A 22,361-nucleotide genomic window follows, 5' to 3' on the forward strand; every position below is an offset into this window, starting at 1 on the left:
TGCCGGCGCGCCGCCGATTCCCATTTCAAGCCGTTCGAGACACCGCCCGCCATGCCGTTCGACATCCTGCTGATCAACCCCGTCCTGCCCTCGCTCGAGCGCCAACTGGCCGAGCGCTACACGCTGCATCGCTACTACGAGCATGCGGAGCCGGCCGGCTACCTGCGCGAGATCGGCACGCTGATCCAGGGCGTCGTCACGGGCGGCGCCTCCGGCATCCGCAACGCGGTGATGGACCAGTTGCCGAACCTGAAGATCGTCGCGATCAACGGCATCGGCACCGACGCCATCGATCTCGACTACGCGCGCCAACGCGGCCTGCACGTCTCGACCACGCCCGGCGTGCTGACCGACGACGTGGCCGACCTCGCGATCGGCCTGCTGCTGTCGGCCTGCCGCGGCCTCTGCGTGGGCGACCGCCACGTGCGCGACGGCCAGTGGGGCAAGGCGCCGGGACTGCCGCTCGCGCGCAAGTTCAGCGGCATGCGGGTGGGCATCGTCGGGCTGGGCCGGGTGGGCCGCGCGATCGCCGCGCGCGCCGCCGCGTTCGGCTGCCCGATCGCCTACACCGACCTGCGCGAGCTGCCCGACGTGCCGTACCGCTTCGTCGCCGATCTCGCGCAACTGGCCACCGACAGCGACGCGCTGGTGCTGGCCGCCTCGGCCGACAACGCCGAAGGCATCGTCGATACCCGCGTGCTCGACGCGCTCGGCCCCGATGGCTATCTGATCAACGTGGCGCGCGGCAAGCTGGTCAACGAGGCGGACCTGGTGCGCGCGCTGGCCGACGGCCGCATCGCAGGCGCCGGGCTCGACGTGTTCGTGGACGAGCCGAACGCCCCGGCCGAATTGTTCGGCATGCAGAACGTGGTGCTGCAACCGCATCGCGCCAGCGCGACGGTGCAGACCCGCGAGGCGATGGGCGCGATCGTGCTCGACAGCCTCGCCGCCAGTTTCGCCGGCCGCCGGCCCGATACGAGCGTCACGCCGTGACGCGCCGGGGCGATCCGACCCGGGCCGCGCAACCGCAGCGATAACCAGAACCATCCCGCCAAATCAGGGAGGAGACACATGAAAAGCATCGACATCACGACGTCGAAGGCCGCAGCCGCCAGCGAGCGCATCGGCCATTTCCGTTACTGGATCCTGGCGCTGATCTTCAGCGTCACCGTCCTCAACTACGCCGACCGCGCCACGCTCTCGATCGCCGGCACCTTCGTCTCGAAGGATCTCGGCCTCTCGCCGAGCGCGCTCGGCATCGTGTTCTCCGCGTTCGGCTGGGCCTATGCGATCGGGCAGATTCCGGGCGGCTGGCTGCTCGACCGGTTCGGCGCGCGCCGCGTGTACGGCGCGAGCATCGTGCTGTGGTCGGTGTTCACGATGGCGCAAGGCAGCGTGTCGCTGTTCGGCAGCGCGGCCAGCGCCACCGTCGCGCTGTTCGTGATGCGCTTCATGCTCGGCCTGGTCGAATCGCCGGCCTTCCCCGGCAACGCGCGGATCGTCGCGACCTGGTTCCCGACCAACGAGCGCGGCACCGCCAGCGCGCTGTTCAACTCGGCGCAGTATCTGGCCGTGGTGATCTTCACGCCGCTGATGGCCGGGCTGACGCACGCGTTCGGCTGGCACCAGGTGTTCTTCTTCATGGGCGCGCTCGGCCTCGCGATGGCGGTGCTGTGGTTCGCCGTGCTGCGCGACCCCGGCTCGCACCCGCGCATGAGCCGCGCCGAGTTCGACCATATCGCCGCCAACGGCGCGCTGGTGGGCCTCGACGGCGCCCAGGCCGGCACCCGCCGCCGCTTCACGCGCCGCGAGATCGGCGCGCTGTTCACCAGCCGCACGCTGTGGGCCGTCTATATCGGCCAGTACTGCATCACCGCGCTGACCTACTTCTTCATCACCTGGTTTCCGATCTATCTCGTCAAGGCGCGCGGCATGAACATCATGACCGTGGGCTTCGTGGCCGCGCTGCCGGCGATCTGCGGCTTCAGCGGCGGCGTGCTCGGCGGCCTGCTGTCGGATTTCCTGATCCGGCGCGGCTGCTCGACCTCGGTGGCGCGCAAGACGCCGTTCATGATCGGCATGGCGCTCGCCACCTCGCTGATGCTCGCGCCGTGGGCCGAATCGGACACGATGGTGGTGGTGCTCGTGTCGCTGGCGTTCTTCGGCAAGGGGCTCGGTGCGATCGGCTGGGCCGTGCTCGCCGACGTCGCGCCGCGCGACATGACCGGCCTGAGCGGCGGCATCTTCAACGGCATCGGCAACACCGCCGGCATCGTCACGCCGCTCGTGATCGGCTTCGTGGTGGCCACCACCGGCTCGTTCGACCGCGCGCTGTGGTTCGTCGGCGCGCACGGGATCGTCGCGATCCTCGCCTACGGCCTGCTGGCCGGCAAGCTGCGGCGCGTCGAACTGCCCGCCTGACGCGCACCGCGTGCCGGCCGCCTCGCGCCGGCACACGGCGGCACGCGGCGCCTTTGTTTCGGATGGCCGAGCGTCGCCGGTTGCCGAGCCGCCGCTGAAAATCCCCGCCGACCGTCAGTCCCCCTGACGAATCGCCTCCGGCGCGGGCGGCTGCCCCAGCTGTTTCATGGCCCGATCCGCGGCCCGATCCGCCCCTGCCTTGCCTGCCGGCTGTCATGTTTGCTTCACAAGGCATGCCTGAGCCGCCTCACTTTCGCTTACACTCCTCCGATTGCCCTTCGCGTTCCGCCGCGATGGTCCCATGCGCCCGCAACGCCAGGAGATGCTCCCGCATGCACGCCGTGCCCCTGCAGAACACGAACCCCAACGCCACCGATTCCACCGTCACGCTCCCCGTGCGCGATCTGCGCCGCGTGCCGATTCATCCCGATTTCTGGTATCCCCTCGCCTGGTCGCGCGAACTCAAGCGCGGCAAGACGCTCGGCGTGCATTTCGCCGGCGATCCGATCGTGCTGTTCCGAGGTGAATCGGGAACGGTTTTTGCGCTCGAAGATCGCTGCGCGCACCGCCAAGTGCCGCTGCACGCCGGTGTGGTCGACGGCGACGCGCTGCGCTGCGGCTATCACGGCTGGACCTACGATTGCAGCGGCCAGTGCGTCGATGTCCCCTATCTCGGCAAGGAGCGCCTGCCCAACGGCGTGCGTTCCTATCCGTGCCAGGAAGTGGCAGGCCTGATCTTCGTGTTTACCGGCGATCCCGCGCTGGCCGCCGAAAAACCCGTGCCCGCGCTGCCCACCGTGTCCGACCCGAAGTACAAGACCCGCCGCTTCGGCCGCAAGGTCAAATGCCACTACTCGTTCATGCACGAGAACCTGATGGACATGAACCATCAGTTCCTGCATCGCCGCGAGATGGGCCAGATGAAGGCGCGTTCGCTCGGCCGCCGCCGCGGCGACGGCTGGGTGGAAGTGGATTACACGTTCTCGCGCGCCGAGGGCAAGCAGCCGATCGGCGAGGCGCTCGTGTTCGGCGCCAGCAAGAAGCCGCAGGATCAGAGCGACAAGAGCGTCATGACGATCCGCACCGAATATCCGTATCAAAAGCTGAAGATCCTGTCGAGCGAAGGCACGCTGGTGATGGATCTCTGGATCGTCTACGTGCCGCTCGACGCCGAGCAGCGCACCAACCGGACGTTCGGCATGCTGTCGATCCGCAAGCCGTCCGTGCCGTTCGCGCTCGATTTCGCGTGGCCGCTGCTGGTGTGGTTCACCGAGCGGATCTTCAAGGAAGACCGCTGGATCGTCGAACGCGAGCAGGAAGCGCACGACATGCAGGGCGCCGACTGGAACAACGAGGTGTTCCCCGTCATCAACGACCTGCGCGACGTGCTGCGCAACAACGGCGGGCGCACCGTGATCCCGATCCACCGCGAGATCGGGCCGGCGGCCTGAGCTTCACCGCGCGGCGCGCCACGCGCTGCGCTCTGCCCGACGGTCATAAAAAAAGCAGGCTGCGCGCCTGCTTTTTTCATTCCGGATGCCTGAACGCCTAACGCGCGGCGATGCCCTGCATCAGCAGATGTTCGAAGTCCTTCAAGGCGGCGGCGGCCGTCGCCAGCGGGCTGGTGCGGCCGATCGCGAGCAGTTCGCCCATCGCGTCCGTCTCGATCCGCACCGCCTTCATGCCGGCGCCCACCTGCGCGAACGGATGATCGCTCGCGTAGGTGCGCAGTTGCACCGAGGCGCTCACCGTGCCGTCGTGCCGTTCGATGCGGCCGACCAGTTTCGGCACCCGGCCCTCGGCGCGCCAGCGCGCAAGATCGCCCGGCGACACGCGCTCGATGCCGTCGCGCGCGATCGCATCGAGCGCGAGCCGCGCGCCGAAGCCCGCGTTGGCGAGGATGCAGATCTTGCAGGCCGTATCCGAGCCGTCCAGATCGAAGCGCGGGTCCGGCTCCGCCATGCCCGCGCGCTGCGCCTCGGCCACCGCGTCGGCGAACGCGACGCCCGACATCATGCGGTCGAGCACATAGTTCGTGGTGGCCGTGAAGATGCCTTCCATCACGCTCACCTCGCAACCGGCCGCGTTCAGTTCGATCAGGTCGATCGTGGGCAGCGCGGCCGACGTCGCGCCGCTGATCTTCAGCCGCACGCCATTCGCATCGGCCAGCGCGCGCAGCCCCGGGTAATCGAACACCAGCGCGCCCTTCGAGATCGCGATGCCGTGCGCGCCCGAAGCCAGCGCCGCGCGCAGGTAGCCGTAGCCCGCGCCGCCGGTGCGGTAGTCGGTCGGGCCGGCCTCGATCAGCACCTGCGGCCGCGCGGCCGCCACGAACGCCTCGCCCGTCAGCGCGGCATCGAGCGGCGCATCGGCGTCGAGCGCATCGCGCAAGCCGTCGCGATCGATGCGGCCGCCGCGCGAGCGGCTGATGCCCGTGAGCCGCACGTTCACGCCGTAGCGCTCGCGATAGCGCGCGTGGCGCGCCGCCAGCAGCCCGGCGACGGCCCGGCCGATCTGGCCGAACCCGGAAATCACGACATCGCAGCGTGACATGGCGCTTACTTCGCGAACAGCTTGCCGAGATCGGCAAACGCCTTGAATTCGAGCGCGTTGCCCGACGGATCGAGGAAGAACATCGTGGCCTGCTCGCCCGGCTCGCCCTTGAAGCGGATATACGGCTCGATCACGAACTTCGTGCCCACCGCGCGCAGCTTGTCGGCCAGCACCTGCCATTGCTCCAGCGTCAGCAGCGCGCCGAAATGGCGGACCGGCACGCCGTGGCCGTCGACCGCGTTGGTGGGGGCGATGCCGGCTTCTTCCGGCGCGAGGTGGGCAACGATCTGGTGACCGAACAAATTGAAATCGACCCACTCCGCCGAGCTGCGGCCTTCGGGGCAGCCGAGCAGATCGCCGTAGAACGCGCGGGCGGCTTCGAGGCTGTGGACGGGGAAGGCGATGTGGAACGGCAGCAGGGGGGCGGGGGTTTGGGGGGTGGTCATCGTTCGGGCTCCGGTTTGTGGGGGGTTGAGGTTCGCTGCGGGTTGGGCGGGGAACCGTGACGATGATGTTAATGATTCATGAGATCGATGGAAAACGATATTTATTTTTGTTTAATGATCGAAATTTTTGATGTATCGGGGGTGTGGATGGGGGCAGCGGAATTGGAGCCGGCATCGCTGTGCTGCGATTGGCGATAAAGCGCGGCGAGCACAGATCGAGCAGCGTCTCCGTCCAGCGTGAGGTCAATTGAGCGGAGACGCCAAAATCGCGGGCTTACTTGATGAGAAAGCCCAGCGGAAGCAGCGGCCCTACCGGCATCAGATCGAACGTATGCAGGTTCTCTTGCGTGAAGGGAAGCGCTTTAAGAAGGTTCTCAGCCTCGGCGACTGACTCGACATTTAGCAAAAAAATCGCGCCCTTCATTTCATCACGCAGCCAGAACTGCTCGATCTTGCCGTCCAGATAAAGCTTGAGCGTCGCCGGCACTTCGGCCGGGAAAATTCTGTCCGACTGTTCTTGAGTGAGAGACTTCAACGTTCCAATAGCCAAGACTTTCATGATTGTTTTCCGCAGAGGTTTTGTGTCGAGAGCGACAGGTAAATCCTAAGCGGCGTGCCCTATCAGCACCATTGTCGTTTGTGACATTATCGCTACCGTTTACGACATCAGCATCAACCACAGGCCACGAACCGTTCACTGTAGATCAGCCTTTATCTCTCGCACGGTGCGGCCAGTCCGGCGCCGCAACAGGTTCCTCAAAGTCGTGGAGTCGGCATAACCGACCTGGCTTGCGATCGTTTCCAGATCCTCTCCCAGGGAGACGAGGTGCTGGGCGCGCTCCACTCGCATGTCCTGGAAAAAGGCGAGCGGTGACTTTCCGAGTATGGCCTCGGTCCTGCGCTGCAGGGTACGAGGCGTGACGGACAGCGCACGCGCCGCGTCTTGAAGCGAAAACCCTGTTGCCAGATGAGTGCGCGCCCATCGTTCAAAGCGCTCTACCAGTGGATCGGCGTGGGCTAGGAAATCCGGAATGATGTATTTCGCCTGGGATGGCCGCTTGTCGACGACCATCAATCTCGCAACGAGCGCGGCTATTTCAGGGCTTGCCTGGCGCACCAACCACAATGCGAGGTCGAGATGGCCCATAGCCGCTCCGGCGGTGACCACGCGATCGCCCGCGACGATCATTCGTGAATCGTCTAGCTTCACACTTGGGTAGCGTTGACGAAACAAGGGCGCGAGCGGCCAAGAGGTCGTCGCTTCCCGATCATTGAGCAGGCCTGCTTCGGCGAGCAGGAACGTCCCTATGCAGGCTCCCGCGACGCTAATGCCGCTTGCGTGCCACGCGCGAAGATGCGCGACCGCTTCGAGAACGTCCTTGCGCCCCAATGCCTCAATCAGTCTTTCCGGCTGCTTGGCGTTGAGCGCCGGCACGACCACCCAGTCCGGCTTCCGAACCGTGGTTGCTGGCTCAACGGTCGCAGTCAAGCCAAGAGCTGTGCGGACGCTCCGTCCAACTCCTGCGACCTCCACGTTGAATAACGGGGCTGGGATCCCTTGGGCGGACGCCAATTCGTTGGCGGTGGAGAAGATGTCCAACAACACCGTGAGGCCAGTGTCGAAAACTCCATCAAGTACGAGAATCGCGAGTTTCATGTCGCAAATAGGTGTTGAATTATCATTTGCGACTATAGCACCACGGTAGGCTGCGGATTGGCCGCTCAACGAGAAGATTATTCGACGTACGAGAGGATTTCAGGCGCTACGAGAAGAATAGAGCGGTGATTTGTGAGGCTGGTCTCGGAAGAGAATTGTCATGTGGGCCTGTCACGGGGAAGAACATATTTTTGCAGTCCGCCGGTCGGCTTAATCTCTTGCTCATCGCACAACGAACCCAGTCGCGTCGAGGTCGGCCGTCCGTGCAGGGTCGGATACGGCCGGTTGCGCCGGCCGCTACCGGCCAGAAGCGGTCCTTCGTCTCGGTGTCCGCATAGCAGCCGTTCGCGGTACAGTGACACCCTGCGATGAGGGCACGAGGGTATCATCACGCTTTAAATCCGCTCGATTTAAGCATGCTCGCGCTCAAACTAACGCTTGTCCCGCTGTTCTTGCTTGTTGTTCCAATGTCGGGTAAATGATGGGGACTATCAATTGCTGGCTGGTTGGCTGGTCTATCGGATCTGGCCCCGGGACTTTGAGAAGTAAAGCTCTTGAAATTTTCTCGAATCTGGCAAGCAAAATAACGCCCCCCCCTAAATCTGATTTAATGGAAATTCCGTGCGGAAGCTAATTATTATCGGATGTCTGACGGAGAAATGTGGCGATGAATGGATCTGCAAGTTAGCAGAGAAAAACGGTTGAAAAATATTGAAAGGCATTGAGCATCGCATAGCATCCTTCCCTGCGAATTCACATTTAAAAGTGTCCGGACCGCCATGAACTTATTTAATATTTTGGATCAAATTTCCAGGGAATATGAATTTGATGTATCAACTCTTAAAGGGTGGCTTTATATAAAAAGGGATTTGTTTGTAAATTCTGAATATGATGTAGAGATAAAGGTCGGCGATGGCGGCGGAAACTTTATCACGCGCGGCCATGCACTTAAAAATGGCATTTACATCTGGGGGCGAGGTGCAGATATTTTGTGCGAGAGCCTTAAAGAAAACAGTCATTTCACTAGAGCTGCCATTAACTTGATTGGCAATTCATTCGCACGCATAGAGCTGAGCAAGGGATCTGTTTTAATTCAATTGAAGGCCAACGGATCTGATGGATTTGATTCGGAAGGGGCTATACGCTTATTTTTTAATGATGCCAAAAAAGTTTCGGATGGATTTGTCGATGCAGCAAAAAATCATCAGTCAAATAAAGAATTCACAGATTTAACAAAATTCCGGTTTGGCCCAAGAACCTGGAGAAATTCGATGATATTGATTTTTATTTTGGCGCTTTTTCTTTGGGCAATATTTCGCGCTTGAAAATTCGGTGCTTACGCGACATCATCGTTATTCAATTCGGATGGCATTCATCCTGCCTCTGTTTTCGAGCGCAAGACGTACTGTCGTTAGCCTCGCTTGAGAATTTTCGAGCTTTCTCTGATGACAGGTCCCCTGGTGAGTCGGAAGGTGATGGATCTCCGACTGCCGCTTGATACTATCGGGGCGTCCGCTTAGGAGAAACGTGACCGGCCGCAACGGGTCGGATACGGCCCCGGCCAATTGCGACCACTCACCTACGATGTCGCGCTGACACTTGAATGTCGCCTTGATCTATTGCGGCGGTCATTCGCTCGGCGGAGCGAACCGGGCTCGCTTTAGAATCCAGAAAAGACGGTTCGCCAAGCCGATTAGCTCACGGTAAGAAAAAGAGACGTCATGAAGAGACGAAGCCTTCTAAAGGGTGTTGCCACCCTGCCGTTCCTCCCCACCACCACGATTTTTGCCGACGTGATTCCAGCAGCGGCTCGAACGGGCCGCGTCCGGCCTCGCGATCCTGCGTGGCCGGACGCAGAGGAATGGGAGGCGCTGAGTCGGGCAGTGGGTGGAAATCTGTTGCGACCAACGACCATCTGGCAGACCTGTGCGCAAGCGCCCCGCACGCCCGATTGTCTTGCTCGCCTGGGGGAAGCGCGAAACCCGATCGCGCTCGGTGACGATCCTGGCGGCACGCAGATATCAGGGTGGCTCGATGGATGGACACCCCGCGCGAGCGCTTACGCCGTGGCCGCCCGTTCCACCACCGACGTGGTGGCGGGCATCAATTTCGTGCGCCAACACAATTTGCGTCTGGTGGTGAAAGGCGGGGGGCATAGTTACCTTGGCGGCTCGAACGCGCCGGATTCCCTTTTGATCTGGACACGCGCGATGAACCGCATCGAGCTGCACGATGCATTCGTTCCATTGGGCTCTTCGACGCCTCCGACCCCGGCTGTGACGGTAGAGGCCGGCTGCATGTGGATCGATGTCTACACTGCCGTTACCACCCAGGCGGGGCGATACGTCCAGGGCGGCGGCTGTGCGAGCGTGGGGGTGGCCGGCCTCGTCCAGGGCGGCGGTTTCGGATCGTTCTCTAAGCGTTACGGATTGGCGGCCGCGAGCCTGCTCCAGGCCGAGATCGTCACCGCTGACGGCGTGGTCCGCACGGTCAACGCATCCCGGGAGCCCGACCTTTTCTGGGCACTGAAAGGCGGAGGTGGCGGCAGTTTCGGTGTGGTGACCCGGATCACTTTGCAAACCCACGATCTGCCCGAGCACTTTGGTTGGGCCGAGTTCACGGTCAAGGCGTCATCGCGTGAGGCTTACCGGCGGCTGGTTGAACGGCTCGTTGACCACTATGCCGAAAACCTGTTCAACCCCCAATGGGGCGAGCAGCTTGTTTTTCACGAAGACGAGGTCATGGTGTCGATGGTGTGTCAGGGGCTCGACGACGGGCGGGCCAAATCGGTCTGGGCACCGTTCATCGATTGGGTACGAGCCTCACCGGCAGATTTCATCTTCAACGACGAACCTCGGATCGGCGCCGGTCCCGCACGCCGCTGGTGGGATCTCAAGGCCAACCCGGGACTGGTGCCCGACCCACGGGCCGGAGCGGCCACCCAGCACGGTTGGTGGCGAGGCGATGGAGACCAAGCCTCACTATTTCTGTACGGCTACGAGTCACAATGGCTGCCCGCGACGCTTCTCGAACCAGCACAACGCGGCCGGCTTGCCGGGGCGCTCGTGGAGGCCGCCCAATTTCAGACCGTGGAACTGCATGTCAACAAGGGACTCGCGGGCGCCCCTGCCGAGGTGAACGCGCACGCACGTCAGTGCGCCATGAATCCGAAAGTTGCCGACGCGTTCGCCTTGATGATTGTGGCTGCGGGCGGTTCGCCGCCGTTTGCGGGTCTCCCGATCACGCCGCCTGACATGACGGAGGCACACCGCCAAGCCGAGCGTGTGGCCAAAGCTGCGGCCGTTCTTAAAGCATTGTCACCACAAGGCGGCTCCTATCTGTCGGAAACAGATTTTTTCCGTCGAGATTGGCGCGAGGCGTTTTGGGGGGCGAATTATGCGCGGCTGAAAGCGATCAAGAACCGCTACGACCCCGAGGGATTCTTTTTTGTCCATCACGGGGTCGGCAGCGAGGACTGGAGTTCAGACGGCTTCACGCCGGTGGGGTCGTGATCGTTGGGGTGTTCGTTTCGTTGACTTGCAGCGGTTGCGTGTTGTCTATTTGGCCACCAACGTGGCCCTAGACACATTCTCGTGGTTGGACGAAAATCGCGCGATCTTATCCGGTCTCAATCCCGCCAAATGTGCAAAAACCGCCTAGTACGATTATTCGTTCTGTCTCGGGCCACGTTGTTTACTTTTGCGTTGACAGCGATGTGTCCCGCGAAAGCTTCAGGTTTATTCGAGGGTGATTGGACGTTCAAGTATTCCTGCGATAGCGCGACCGGTCCATACGCAGAACAGTGCCTGCGGGGGAAAGGAGACTCCTTCTCCCTATACAGGCTCACTCAGGACGGAAATCGCATTTGCGGGTATCACGTTGCTACGTCGTACGGGAAACAGAAAGTCGACGAAGGAGACTTGACCGGCATATGCCCATCGATTAACGGCACCGTCGCTGGCAATGTGGCGACTGTGCAGTTCCGGACCTGGAATGGAGCAATCGGTGTCGCGACGATTACTCTCCGCAAGGGCTCGATCGCTTGGCATGTCGTCAAACGCATCGACGAGCAAAACTGGTTCCCTGATGATGCTTTATTGAGTCGGGAGGTATCTCATTCATCTTATCTCCCGATCGCTTGCGAATCTGCTCAAATCAGCGTAGGTCAATGACATCGTGTGGTGGGTGTCTGGTTTGAAGCGGCCCCATCGTCTCCTTCGGGTCGGCACGGAAGTTGGCGGTTGAGCTGCAGCGCATGGGGGACTGTCAGAATTTCCGTGTTCGAGGCAGGTTGAATATCACACTGACGGCCTGAAAAAACGTTCTTCGTAGAGAACAGCGAACTGATTCATGGCCGCCTGGCAGAGCCGACTTGCTAACCAAATACGCCGAGTCTATGAAACTTGGATTGATTCGACTACTTGTACGCCAAGAACGGTTGCCAACACACGTAACCTTTCAGTAAGCTCCCCTTCAATCGCTAGCAATGAGCGGACGTCGAAATCCAATTGACGTGCAGCTACAACTCCGCGCAGAACAGCTGTGTATTTAACACATTGATAGAGGCCACGTGCCAGGTCGGCCTCGTCCGATAGTCGACTCTTTACTTCGACAGCGACCCATTCTTTGCCGGTATCGAAGAACACATCGACTCTGTCGCCTGACGGAAGAGACTCCTCTGCGCGGCCGAGTGTATTGCGAACAGCGACTCCAACGACATCCGGGCGAATCCGGACGTATTCTTTTAGCAGCTTATGAGCCTCACCTTCACCGCTTCCTTGCATATAGGAAGCGCCCGCGAGGAGATCGTCAAAATTCGCTCTTGCTGGAGAAAGATTCAACTCTTTCAGCACCTGTGGCCACTTGGGATAGGCGTAGATTTGTTGCATTACCTGTTCGGTCATCCGGCGCCGCTGAGCGGGACTCATGTCCTTCCACTCTTCCGGGTTCGGTAGGAACCATCCGAACCCTTGTCCGGGGATCGCATGTGACTGATTAACGACCAAGCATTGGATCGGTGGAAGTTCTTCATCCCACTGTCGACCAAGTTCGATCAAAGTTTGTCCGACGCTTCCCAGTGGATAATTGAGCGTACGAGGATTAGACATCCCTAGCTCATCCGCAAGTTGTTGATAGAAGATGGACTTGCCGGATAATGCCTGCCTTACCAAGATGGGCAACGCCCGCTGCGCGCGTTGCTGATACTCTTGGCCACCCCACATGTTCTTTGCGACTTGCGCCGTCTTTCCCCTATTCATACAATCCTCTGTTGCTGAGTTTCACCCAAGACCAATATATCGGCACCAAAAAAGCACGAACTTGAGTGTTTAGCCGTGTTTTCGTAGAATGGAAAGATCCAAAAAGGTTGCAATATGTTGGTCGCATGAAGCAATAACCGGCTGCTGGGGCAATCGACCGCAACTGAAAGCCGCCAGTCGTGTCAGCCGGCTTTCGGCCACAAAGTTTAATTCGCCTGATAGGTTGCACGGGCACCAAAACGCTCGCGCCACCAAAAAGTAGCTATTCAATACTAGAAGACGTAAGTTACTCCATCTACTCAAAGCCGCCATAGGCAACCGACGGTTAAGGCGTCCGTGTTTGAACACACCCCTCAGCGTAGCGCTGAACATCTCAGTTAATCACGCTGTAACGGCATTCAACTCGTCTTTATATGGGACTATTGGTGAATAAAGTTTATGAAACGCTCGACCAATTGCACCTGAGAATAGCAAAAGCCCCGGATTATTCGACCCGCCTTTGAGGATATGATCTAAAGCGATGCCAGGGTAGGGATCGATATAATAAATTCTTTTAATACCGAGCTGATATGCCTTTTTAGAACAAAGCTCACATGGGCTGGCAGTGGTAAAAAGCAATCCGCCTTCTATCGACGCGAGCCCATACTTTGCAACCTGCAAGAACGCGTTTTCTTCGGCATGCAACGAGCGCGTGTGGACTTGATTCTTGTCATCCTTGAAAGCATTATATTCTGACTTAAAGCAAAATGCATTATTTCGCCCAGTCGATGCAACCACCTTGAACCGTTCACTTCGAGTTTTGAAATGACCAAGATATTTTTCGTCACTTTTCTCGAAGGCGCTATAGGCAGCCTTGTCATCGCCCTGTAGAAGATCATCGCGACTCCGAAGATTACAGGGCACATGGCCATGTGGCGCATCATTCCACCCGATCGATCTGACGGAATAGTTTGCGTCAGTAACCACTGCCCCCACTTGACGAGAAATACAGCCAGAGTTTAACTTGGCCGTGTACGCCATCTGCATACACCGCTCCACGGCAGAAGGGGTGACAATTCCGGGGCGCCTAATTAATGATACAAACTTTATAAGCTGGTTTGCCAAATCTTGAAACTCAGAAACCTTACTGGGAACATTTGGATTGCTCACGTATAAATCGGCGCGCTGAAGACAGGATTGAATGTCCTGCACGGAAAAAAAATCTGGGTTGTCTAGGTCGTGCGCTGTATATTCTATCTTGTCGATCGACTCGATGTCGGAATCCGAGTACTTCAATCCACGAAGCCGCGTTATTCGATCATCCTCAGGTGCGGACACTGCCAATAGATAAAAAGCAGAATATCTATCCTGAAAAAATACAGCTTCCAGAGGATTTCTAATTGCATCCAAAACGATATATGTTGGCTCCTTCTTTTGCTTTCTCGCATCATGAATTATTTTAATAATAGAGTTAATTCGCCCTGCCAGAGCAAAAAAACAACCCTCCTTCAGAATCGCGGTATAGGGATCTCCGGATAATCGGATATTTTTCCCAATAATTTGATATAATTTTACAAAAGAACTCTCACCCAAAATTTCACGAAGCGCCTCGCATTTAGTAGGAAGCAGTTGCGTGTAGTATTCGATGGGATCTGTGGATTTATCGTCAGAAGATAACGCTACATAAGGCACTCGAAGTTCATCAAGAAGATTTGCAAAGGCCTCCCGTTTAGCTTCGGATTCAAATAGATTTGAAAATTTCTCAGCCGCAAAACTACCTTCCCGATCCAAAAGAAAGGTCGTAATTATAGCCCTAACTTGTAAAAGCAGGAATGGAGTCCAGGCCGCTCCGAAATGTCTAAGCAAAATCCGCTCTTTTCGCTGCTCATTAGTGCAAGCATTGCTCCCAGAGAAAAGATTGTGGCGAATTTGGTCTTTTTTTGACTGAAGAATTCTGGCAACCGTGCTACAGCCGCTACCTGTTCGGCCAGTCAGGCCGATTACGATAAAATCGTCGTCGTCGCCGTATATTTGCGCTACCGCCGATTTTAGATAATTCGTATTTTGTTTTGGCCCCATCACATCAAACATATTCGCTCCCGTAATTATTAAATCCCGTCCTACACACCCATCAATTTAACTTTTGATGCAAGCAAAGGTCGACAAAGTTCGTTCTTTATCATATTACATATCCTTTCCCACGAAGTACATCCGGAGTTGCTTGTTTTTCTGGTACATCGCATGCGAAGTTCAGAGGTCTTGGCTGAACGTTTTGCGACGGATCGGTGAGCCAGAGACATTGAGAAGGGCAACGACAGTTTGATTCACGCTGACTGTCCATTCGAAAGCCACTTGTGGAGTGATTTGGCCAATGGTAGCGACGGCTGACCGCCCCGCAATGTGCGAGCGGCAGTTGTGTCTCGGAAGTGACCATCGCTTTGCTCAGAGTCCGAGCTGCAGAAATGGGTCGAAAACCGGCATCGAGCCGGTCGATTCTCGACCACTAACCGCCGTCACATGCCATCACACATGATCACGCCCGTTCCCAACCTCACGCATCGGTCTCATAAAGCAACCCATATCCCGCGTTCGCTCGCTTGATTCGCGCAAATCCCAGTTCCCCCAAATGCATACCAGCAATCAAAATCCCCTCCGAACTGACCAGATCCAAAAGCCGTGACCGTGTGACGGCCGCCCCAGAAGGATCCTGATCAAACGCAATCGACACCTCCGGCCGTGGAATCTGGATATGCGGAAAATGAACAATATCTCCCCATACCAACACAGCCTGATCACGGGATTCAAAAAGATATCCGGAATGCCCGTCCGTATGCCCCCGCAGCGGCATCGCCCGAATACCGGGAAGCACCTCCCCTTCATCGAACGTGCGAAGCGTGTCGCGGTATCCGTCGAACACTTGACGCGCTATCGCAAAGTTACCGCGCGCCCGCTCGCTGGCACGACTCAGGTTTCCCTCATCCCGCCAGAATGCGACCTCTCGCTGATGCGCCACCAGCTCCGCATTCGGAAAGGCGATGTGCCCGGCCGTGTCCACCAACCCACCGACATGGTCGGGATGAGCGTGTGTCAGCAAGATCGTGTCAATCTCGGCCGGTTCGACGCCAGCAAGCAATAAGTTGGATTTCAAGCGCCCGCCCCATTGCTTGATGCCGCCGGCACCGCCATCGATAAGAATCGTGCGGCCCGCGCCTCGCACCAGATAGCAGTTGATATGCACTGCAGAAGGTTCTTTCTGCGCGGCATCGCTTTGCATTCTGGAAGCCTCGGCAGGGTCGATATTCGACAGGAAATCCAGGCTCGCGTTGAGATAACCGTCGCTGATCGCGGTGATGGTGAAATCCCCGGCTCGCTGGCTGGGAAAGGTAACGGTGGACACGATTCTTCTCCGGAAGACTGTCTAATTTCGGGCGTGAATATCCGACGCGGCGTAGCCGAAACAACGAATGCGCGCCGTGAGACCCGTGCGGCGCGCGATGGCGTCGTCGAGGCCTTCCATAAAGCGGTTCATGACGGCAGGCGTGCGAAACGTTTCAAGCCGATAGTGGATTTCCGCGAAAGCCGGATGGCCGTGTCCATGCCGAACATCGACATAGATGACATGAACGTTCTTGAGCGTCGCCTGAAGCACACCTGTGCAAAGCTCGACGCAATCGCGGGAAAGCTCGGCGAGCTTTTCGTCGGAGGGCATTTGCCCCGTAGGGATATAGAGCGTGATGTTGGGCACGGCAGACCTACTTGCCTTGTTTTGTCAGTTGCTCCGTCATCGGCGCATAGAAGTGGACATCTTCAAACATGCCCCCAACACGCTGCGCAGCTTGCCGTGGCAGCTTTGCAAGCCAACGGCGTGCCGGAAACTTCTCCAGCGCAACGGCTTGCATCGACAACGGCGTGAGGCCCATCTCGATCAGCGGTCCGGGGCCGCCTGCGCACAGCGCTAGGAGTTCGTCCGCGTTGACCGCCGGCGCCAAACCGATATCGCTGTAGAGATTTCGGTGCCAGTCGGTGATGTGTTGCTGCCACCTTGCAAAATTGCCGCCGCCTTTCAGCCGATATTCGTCTCCCGTCAGGACATCTAGGCCGTCGATCGTGTGGACGGCCAGGTAGACCGGGCAGCCGCTGCCTATCGACTTGAAGCGCTGCGACGTGTGAAAGCCGGTGACCGAGATGAGTGCGGGCAGTTTTTCAAGGCTGTAGAAGTCGTTCCATTCGGCTTCGCAGTCGGAATCGGCGAAGCTGCATTCCACGGTGTAGATCATCAGATTGTCCTTCGTGACGGCCGGGTAGATCGCTGCAAACGACCGATGTTCATTGCAGTAACGTAATGCTAATCTGGCGTTTCCAGCCTATATAACGATATAAACTCAGCCTTCATTGACGTTTGATCAAGCTGACATCCAACGCCCACCCACCCGTAAAATCCCGATGCGACGCAAGATTCCAAGCAATTCCGCGCTGCTGGCCTTCGAGGCGGCGGCTCGACACGGCAGCTTCGCGCGCGCGGCTGAAGAGCTGGCGCTGACCGAAGGCGCCATCAGTCGTCAGATCGCGCGCCTGGAAACGTTTTTGGGTATCGCGCTGTTCGATCGCGTGGGAAACCGGGTTCGGCTTGCGCCCAACGGCACGCGCTACGCGGTGCAGGTTCGCGAGATTCTGAATCGGCTGGAACGGGACAGCCTGTATCTGATGGGACAGCCGATCGAGGGCGCGAGCATCGATATCGCCGCCATTCCGACCTTTGCCACCCGCTGGCTGATCCCTCGTCTGAAACGGTTTCAACACCAGCATCCGAACGTCACCGTGCATATTGCCGAGTGCATGGAACCGTTCATTCTTGCCGGTAGCGGCTTCGATGCCGCCATTCATTTCGAGCATCCGGCGTGGGCGGGTATGCATTCGCATCGTCTGCTGGAAGAAGTGCTGGTGCCGGTCTGTAGTCCGGCGCTTCTCGCCGGCGCCGGTCCGAACCCATCGCTGGACGCGTTACCCCGCCTTCACCGACGACAAAATCCGGACGCGTGGCAGCTTTACGCGCAGGAGGCCGGCATCGTACTGACCAATTCGGCGGTTGGCGCGCGGTACGACCTGCATTCGATGCTGATCGAGGCCGCGCTGGCCGGTTTGGGTGTGGCATTGGTGCCGCGTCTTTACATCGGGGCGGAGCTTGAGCAGGGCCGTCTGGTCGCGCCCTGGCCGGACGGCAAAACGATTACCAAAAACTTCTGTCTCGTTCTTCCTGAACCGATCGAGTTGAGTGAAGCGCCGCTGCAGGCATTTGCGACATGGATTCTTCATGAAGCGCAGAAGCACGTACGCACTACCGACGATTCGGCGCCGCTGACATAATCCGCCCACCGGTGCTGAGTGAATTCGCGGCGGCCAATCCATCCCCGCAGCCGATGGCGCCGGCAACAACACTGCCTGGAGAAGCAATGTCGAAACGTGTGTTGCTTGCGGTTCTGCTGCTGACGCTCGGCGCAATCGGGCATGCGGCAGCCGCGCAGCCCTTGATCAAACTCGTGATTGGCGGCAAGACCCAGTCGTTCAGCCAGGCAGAGTTGCTGGCGCGACCGGATGCGGCCGAAATTCACGTTCCGCGAGATATCGCCTACGGTACGCCAGCAACCTACCGCGCAGTGCCGCTGGCCGACCTGCTCGACGCCACGGCATTGCCTGCGGACAGCGTGCTCGAGACACGCGCGACCGACGGCTTTGCCGCGCAACTGCCGATGGATCTCGTGCGCAACCGTGATACCGCGGCGGCCGTCGCATGGCTCGCGGTGGAAAACCCGGCGCAACCATGGCCCAAGTTGCCGGGCAAGCCGGTCAGCGCCGGCCCGTTCTACCTGGTCTGGGTCGGCCGGGGAGCGGCATCGGTGCGCAGCGAGCAATGGCCTTACCAGATCGCGCAACTGACCACGCAACCGTCTCCCTCCGCTCGCTGGCCGGTGCTCGCCGTCGATCCCTCGCTGCCGGCAACCGATCCGATCCGCGCGGGCCAGAGCCTGTTCATCACGCAGTGTTTCGCCTGTCATCGGCTCAACCACGCGGGCAGCGCGGATACCGGCCCCGACCTCAACGTGCCGATGAATCCCGTCGAGTACTTTCAGCCTGCAGCATTGCATCGCTATATTCGCAATCCGGCATCGGTTCGGGACTGGCCCGGCAGGACCATGCCGGCTTTCTCGAAGGATCAGTTGAGCGATCGGGAGATCGATTTGATCGTCGCTTATCTTGCGTATATGGCGAAGCGGAAAGCTGGCCCGTAACGCATAAAGCTAACGGTTGGACGATACGAACCAGTCTTCCACCGGTCCGCTCAACGTGGATTTTCTTCCGTAACCGAAGGCTTGAAAGCGCCACGCGGCGTAGTGCCGAACGCACGGCGATAGGCATGCGCGAACGCGCTTTGCGACGAATAGCCGACCGTGATCGCCACTTGCGCAATGTTGTCCTCTCCGTTGGCGAGCATGGCGCGCGCACGCGCAAGCCGCCAGGACCTGACGTAATCGAGCGGCGGCTGGCCCACCGTCCGCGTGAAGAGCGAAGCGAACGCCGACCGCGACATGCCGACCTCTGCGGCAAGGCGCGCGACCGTCCAGGGCTCGGCGATGTCGTTATGGATCAGGGCAAGCGCGCGGCCCAGACACGGCTCGGCCAGCGCGTCCAGCCAGCCGGCGGGGACCGGGCCGACGGTGCGTGCGCGGATCGCCTCGATCATCAGGACTTCGGCAAGCCGGGCAGTCGCCGTCTCCGATCCCATCGCATCGCGCGTGATTTCGGCATCGAGCAACTTGAGCACCGCGGCAACACTGGCCGCCGCCCCCGGCGAGCGCGGGACGACCGCGAAGACCGGGAGCATGTCGAGCAGGAATCCTGCATTTTCCCGCGCCAGGGTGATGCCCCCGCCCAGCATGATGGTGTCGTCGCCATTGAGGCGCAGCCTGTCCAGCGCCATCCCTTCGTAGTACTGCATACCGTCGATGGACGGCACGCCGGGGCGGCTGGCAACGGTATAGGACGTGCGGCCGATCAGGCAGACATCGCCGGTGTGCAGAAACTCGCCGGCGTGGCCGGGAAGTTCGATCCAGCAGGCGCCCTTCAGCACGGCGACAAATTTCAGGCGCTCCCGCTCGGGAAACGCGAGCGCCCAGTCTCCGGCAGCTTCAAGCCGCGTCGGACGCGTGGCCCGCGCGTCGAGCAGCGCAAGCACGTCGGACAGCGGGTCACGCGGAGATTTGGACGATCGCGACAAATTCATGGTGAGCCGAGCATAGACCATCTTTTGATGTCCCTGTTTAATTTCGACATCAAAGGAGAACGAAATGAATGACACGAAGGTGATTGCGATCACGGGCGCAAGCAGCGGCATCGGGCGCGCAACCGCACGGTTGCTGGCGAAGCACGGTCACGCGGTGGTGCTCGGCGCTCGACGCGAAGCCGCGTTGGTGAATCTGGCCGCCGAGCTTGACGAAGCCGGGGGACGAGCGAGCCACTGCGTGACCGACGTCACGCGTCGCGCCGATCTCGAGGCATTGGTGGCTCACGCAGTCGACCGCTTCGGGCGCCTTGACGTGATCGTCAACAACGCAGGCATTGGTCCGATCTCGCGCTTCGACGCGCTGTGCGTCGACGATTGGGACGCGATGATCGACGTCAATTTGCGCGGCACGCTATATGGCATTGCGGCTGCGCTGCCCGTGTTCGCGAGGCAGGACAGCGGCCATGTGATCAACGTGATATCGACGGCAGGGCTGAAGATTCTGCCGACCATGGGCGTGTACGCCGCAACCAAGAACGCCGTGCGCACCGCAACGGAAGCGCTGCGACAGGAAGCCGGACCCAAGCTCCGGGTTACCGAGGTTTCACCGGGCGTGATCGATACCAACTTCGGAGATTCCATGACCGATCAGGCAGCAAAGGCCGCGGTCGAGGATCGTTTGAAAGCGATTGCCATTTCGCCCGATGCGATCGCGCGGGGCATCCTTTTTGCCATCGATCAGCCGCCTGACGTGGATGTCGGCAGCATCGTGATCCGGCCAACCGCGCAGGGCTGAAATCGGGGTGAACCGGCCAACGGCAACGTCCGGCCGTTTCCCGCGCAGAGCTACCCACGATAGCCTGAAGTCGACGGACCAACCGGGCGAACCCACCCGTATCAGGCGGCCTCCCCCTCCGGTCGGCTATGATGCGTGTCCTCTCCGAAGTCCGAAGTCGCCCCTCATGATCTCCGTCCGTAATGTCACCCTGCGCCGCGGCGTCAATGTCGTACTCGATCGCGCATCCGTCACCTTCGCCCCAGGCGAAAAGATCGGCCTTGTCGGCCGCAATGGGGCCGGCAAATCCTCCTTCTTCGGCCTTCTGAACGGCACGCTGCATGAAGACAGCGGCGAGTTTTCGATTCCCGCTGCGTGGAAAATGGGCCAGGTCGCGCAGGACATGCCCGAGACCGAGCAGAGCGCGACCGACTTCGTGATCGATGGCGACACCGTCCTGCTGGCCGCGCAGGCGGAAGTCACCGCCTCGGAAGCCAGCGACGACGGCATGCGCATGGCGGAGGCCTACATGGCCCTGCACGACGCCGGTGCACACGATGCCGCCTCACGCGCTCAGGCGCTGATTCTCGGCCTCGGCTTCAGCGACGCGCAGCTCGACCAGCCGGTCAACAGCTTCTCCGGCGGCTGGCGTATGCGGCTCCAGTTGGCGCGTGCCCTCATGTGCCCGTCCGACTTGCTGTTGCTCGACGAACCGACCAATCACCTGGATCTCGACGCGTTGGTCTGGCTCGAAGCGTGGCTCAAGCGCTATCAGGGCACCATGGTCGTGATCAGCCACGACCGGGAATTCCTCGACGCGGTGACGCAGGTGACCGTGCACGTCGACAACGCGAAGCTCGTGCGTTACGGCGGCAACTACAGCAAGTTCGAAGACATGCGCGCCGAGCAGCTCGAATTGCAGCAGGCCGCGATGGCGAAGCAGGCGGACAAGATCGCCCACCTGCAGAAATTCATCGACCGTTTCAAGGCCAAGGCCTCGAAGGCGAAGCAGGCGCAGAGCCGGGTCAAGGCGCTCGAACGCATGGAGAAGATCGCGCCGGTGCTGGCCGACGCGGACTTCAACTTCGAGTTCAAGGAGCCGCTCAACATTCCGAACCCGCTGCTGTCGATGCTGGACGCGAGCTTCGGCTACCCCGCGCCGGCGGACGCCGCGCCGGGCACCCCGCCGACCGTCATCGTGCGCGGCATCAATCGTTCCGTGCTGGCCGGGCAGCGCATCGGCATTCTCGGTGCCAACGGGCAGGGCAAATCCACGCTGGTGAAAACGGTCGCGCACGCGCTGACGCCGATCACCGGCGAGATCAGCGAAGGCAAGGGCCTGAACATCGGCTACTTCGCCCAGCAGGAACTCGACGTGTTGCGTCCGCTCGACACGCCGATCGAACACATGATCCGCCTGGCCAAGGACACGCCGGCGCATATGCGCGCGCCCGGCCAGAGCGGCACGGAGCAATCGCTTCGCACGTTCCTCGGCAGCTTCAATTTCAGCGGCGACATGGTGCATCAGGCCGTCGGCACGATGAGCGGCGGCGAAAAGGCGCGGCTCGTGTTGTGCATGATCGTGTGGCAGCGCCCCAACCTGCTGCTGCTCGACGAGCCGACCAACCACCTCGACCTGGCCACCCGCGAGGCGCTGGGCATGGCGCTCAACGAGTTCGAGGGCACGGTGATGCTGGTCAGTCACGACCGGTCGCTGCTGCGCGCCGTCTGTGACGAGTTCTGGCTCGTGACCAAGGGGGGCGTCGAGCCCTTCGACGGCGATCTGGACGACTACCAGCAGTTCCTGCGCGACGAAGCGCGTCGCATGCGCGAGGAAGCGGGCGCGAAGTAACGGGCGATGGGACTTGCCGCCCGAATAGGGCGATACGAGTGGCCCGGTTGATTGACGCGGAAACCGACCTGTCGCTTCGAGAAGCGGCAGGTTGAGACAACCTGGCAATGGCTCGCGCCAGACACACACGAAACAGCCTTC

19 protein-coding genes are annotated in these 22,361 nt (G+C 60.1%); 9 read left to right on the forward strand and 10 right to left on the reverse strand.

From position 1 onward, the window contains the following. Window positions 1–51: 51 nt before the first annotated feature. From AB4851_RS03640 to AB4851_RS03650, 3 genes are all read left to right on the forward strand, one after another. A complete protein-coding gene (locus tag AB4851_RS03640; RefSeq protein WP_414448464.1) occupies window positions 52–993 on the forward strand; it encodes a 2-hydroxyacid dehydrogenase in 942 nt (313 codons plus the stop codon). A 78-nt stretch (window positions 994–1,071) separates the two neighbouring features. After that, entirely contained in the window at window positions 1,072–2,421 is a 1,350-nt protein-coding gene (locus AB4851_RS03645) for an MFS transporter (protein ID WP_414448465.1), read from the forward strand. Between the two features lie 332 nt (window positions 2,422–2,753). Beyond that, entirely contained in the window at window positions 2,754–3,872 is a 1,119-nt protein-coding gene (locus AB4851_RS03650; protein ID WP_414448466.1) for a Rieske 2Fe-2S domain-containing protein, read from the forward strand. 97 nt (window positions 3,873–3,969) lie between these two features. On the opposite strand, the gene AB4851_RS03655 is transcribed toward AB4851_RS03650, so the two are convergent. The 4 genes from AB4851_RS03655 to AB4851_RS03670 form a co-directional block, all read right to left on the reverse strand. Further along, entirely contained in the window at window positions 3,970–4,974 is a 1,005-nt protein-coding gene (locus AB4851_RS03655; protein ID WP_414448467.1) for a homoserine dehydrogenase, read from the reverse strand. Window positions 4,975–4,979: 5 nt separating this feature from the next. After that, window positions 4,980–5,420, reverse strand: a complete 441-nt coding sequence (locus AB4851_RS03660; protein WP_414448468.1) for a VOC family protein — start codon at window positions 5,418–5,420, stop codon at window positions 4,980–4,982. A gap of 274 nt (window positions 5,421–5,694) precedes the next feature. Continuing rightward, window positions 5,695–5,979, reverse strand: coding sequence for a hypothetical protein (locus AB4851_RS03665; protein ID WP_414448469.1), 285 nt, complete (start codon window positions 5,977–5,979; stop codon window positions 5,695–5,697). Window positions 5,980–6,114: 135 nt separating this feature from the next. Further along, window positions 6,115–7,077 (reverse strand): GlxA family transcriptional regulator, encoded by a 963-nt coding sequence (locus tag AB4851_RS03670; protein ID WP_414448470.1) that lies wholly within the window; start codon window positions 7,075–7,077, stop codon window positions 6,115–6,117. A gap of 779 nt (window positions 7,078–7,856) precedes the next feature. On the opposite strand from AB4851_RS03670, the gene AB4851_RS03675 reads away from it, so the two are divergent. Then, on the forward strand, window positions 7,857–8,402 hold the full coding sequence (locus AB4851_RS03675; protein ID WP_414448471.1) for a hypothetical protein: 546 nt from the start codon (window positions 7,857–7,859) through the stop codon (window positions 8,400–8,402). A gap of 396 nt (window positions 8,403–8,798) precedes the next feature. Next, a complete protein-coding gene (locus tag AB4851_RS03680) occupies window positions 8,799–10,589 on the forward strand; it encodes an FAD-binding oxidoreductase (RefSeq protein ID WP_414448472.1) in 1,791 nt (596 codons plus the stop codon). An 882-nt stretch (window positions 10,590–11,471) separates the two neighbouring features. On the opposite strand, the gene AB4851_RS03685 is transcribed toward AB4851_RS03680, so the two are convergent. From AB4851_RS03685 to AB4851_RS03705, 5 genes are all read right to left on the reverse strand, one after another. Next, window positions 11,472–12,335, reverse strand: a complete 864-nt coding sequence (locus AB4851_RS03685; protein WP_414448473.1) for a hypothetical protein — start codon at window positions 12,333–12,335, stop codon at window positions 11,472–11,474. A gap of 381 nt (window positions 12,336–12,716) precedes the next feature. Further along, entirely contained in the window at window positions 12,717–14,405 is a 1,689-nt protein-coding gene (locus AB4851_RS03690) for a hypothetical protein (protein WP_414448474.1), read from the reverse strand. A gap of 460 nt (window positions 14,406–14,865) precedes the next feature. Then, window positions 14,866–15,711 (reverse strand): MBL fold metallo-hydrolase, encoded by an 846-nt coding sequence (locus AB4851_RS03695; protein WP_414448475.1) that lies wholly within the window; start codon window positions 15,709–15,711, stop codon window positions 14,866–14,868. 21 nt (window positions 15,712–15,732) lie between these two features. Next, window positions 15,733–16,059 carry a hypothetical protein gene (locus tag AB4851_RS03700; protein ID WP_414448476.1) on the reverse strand — a complete coding sequence of 109 codons (327 nt, stop codon included), beginning with the start codon at window positions 16,057–16,059 and terminating at the stop codon, window positions 15,733–15,735. Between the two features lie 7 nt (window positions 16,060–16,066). Further along, window positions 16,067–16,591 carry a sugar ABC transporter gene (locus tag AB4851_RS03705; RefSeq protein ID WP_414448477.1) on the reverse strand — a complete coding sequence of 175 codons (525 nt, stop codon included), beginning with the start codon at window positions 16,589–16,591 and terminating at the stop codon, window positions 16,067–16,069. A gap of 166 nt (window positions 16,592–16,757) precedes the next feature. Between AB4851_RS03705 and AB4851_RS03710 the strand changes: the two genes are divergently transcribed. Further along, on the forward strand, window positions 16,758–17,678 hold the full coding sequence (locus AB4851_RS03710) for a LysR substrate-binding domain-containing protein (RefSeq protein ID WP_414448478.1): 921 nt from the start codon (window positions 16,758–16,760) through the stop codon (window positions 17,676–17,678). Between the two features lie 86 nt (window positions 17,679–17,764). Beyond that, window positions 17,765–18,601 (forward strand): c-type cytochrome, encoded by an 837-nt coding sequence (locus AB4851_RS03715; RefSeq protein WP_414448479.1) that lies wholly within the window; start codon window positions 17,765–17,767, stop codon window positions 18,599–18,601. 50 nt (window positions 18,602–18,651) lie between these two features. Here the strand turns inward: AB4851_RS03715 and AB4851_RS03720 are convergent, their stop codons facing one another. Beyond that, window positions 18,652–19,686 carry an AraC family transcriptional regulator gene (locus tag AB4851_RS03720; RefSeq protein WP_414448480.1) on the reverse strand — a complete coding sequence of 345 codons (1,035 nt, stop codon included), beginning with the start codon at window positions 19,684–19,686 and terminating at the stop codon, window positions 18,652–18,654. Here AB4851_RS03720 and AB4851_RS03725 point away from each other — a divergent pair. After that, a complete protein-coding gene (locus AB4851_RS03725; protein ID WP_414448481.1) occupies window positions 19,658–20,389 on the forward strand; it encodes an SDR family oxidoreductase in 732 nt (243 codons plus the stop codon). The two genes, AB4851_RS03720 and AB4851_RS03725, sit on opposite strands and share 29 nt — an antisense overlap. Window positions 20,390–20,555: 166 nt before the next feature. Next, complete coding sequence (locus AB4851_RS03730) at window positions 20,556–22,220, forward strand: ABC-F family ATP-binding cassette domain-containing protein (protein ID WP_414448482.1); 1,665 nt, start codon at window positions 20,556–20,558, stop codon at window positions 22,218–22,220. Window positions 22,221–22,361: the final 141 nt, after the last annotated feature.

The sequence above is a fragment of the Burkholderia sp. 22PA0099 genome, assembly GCF_047497165.1.
Lineage (GTDB): Bacteria > Pseudomonadota > Gammaproteobacteria > Burkholderiales > Burkholderiaceae > Burkholderia.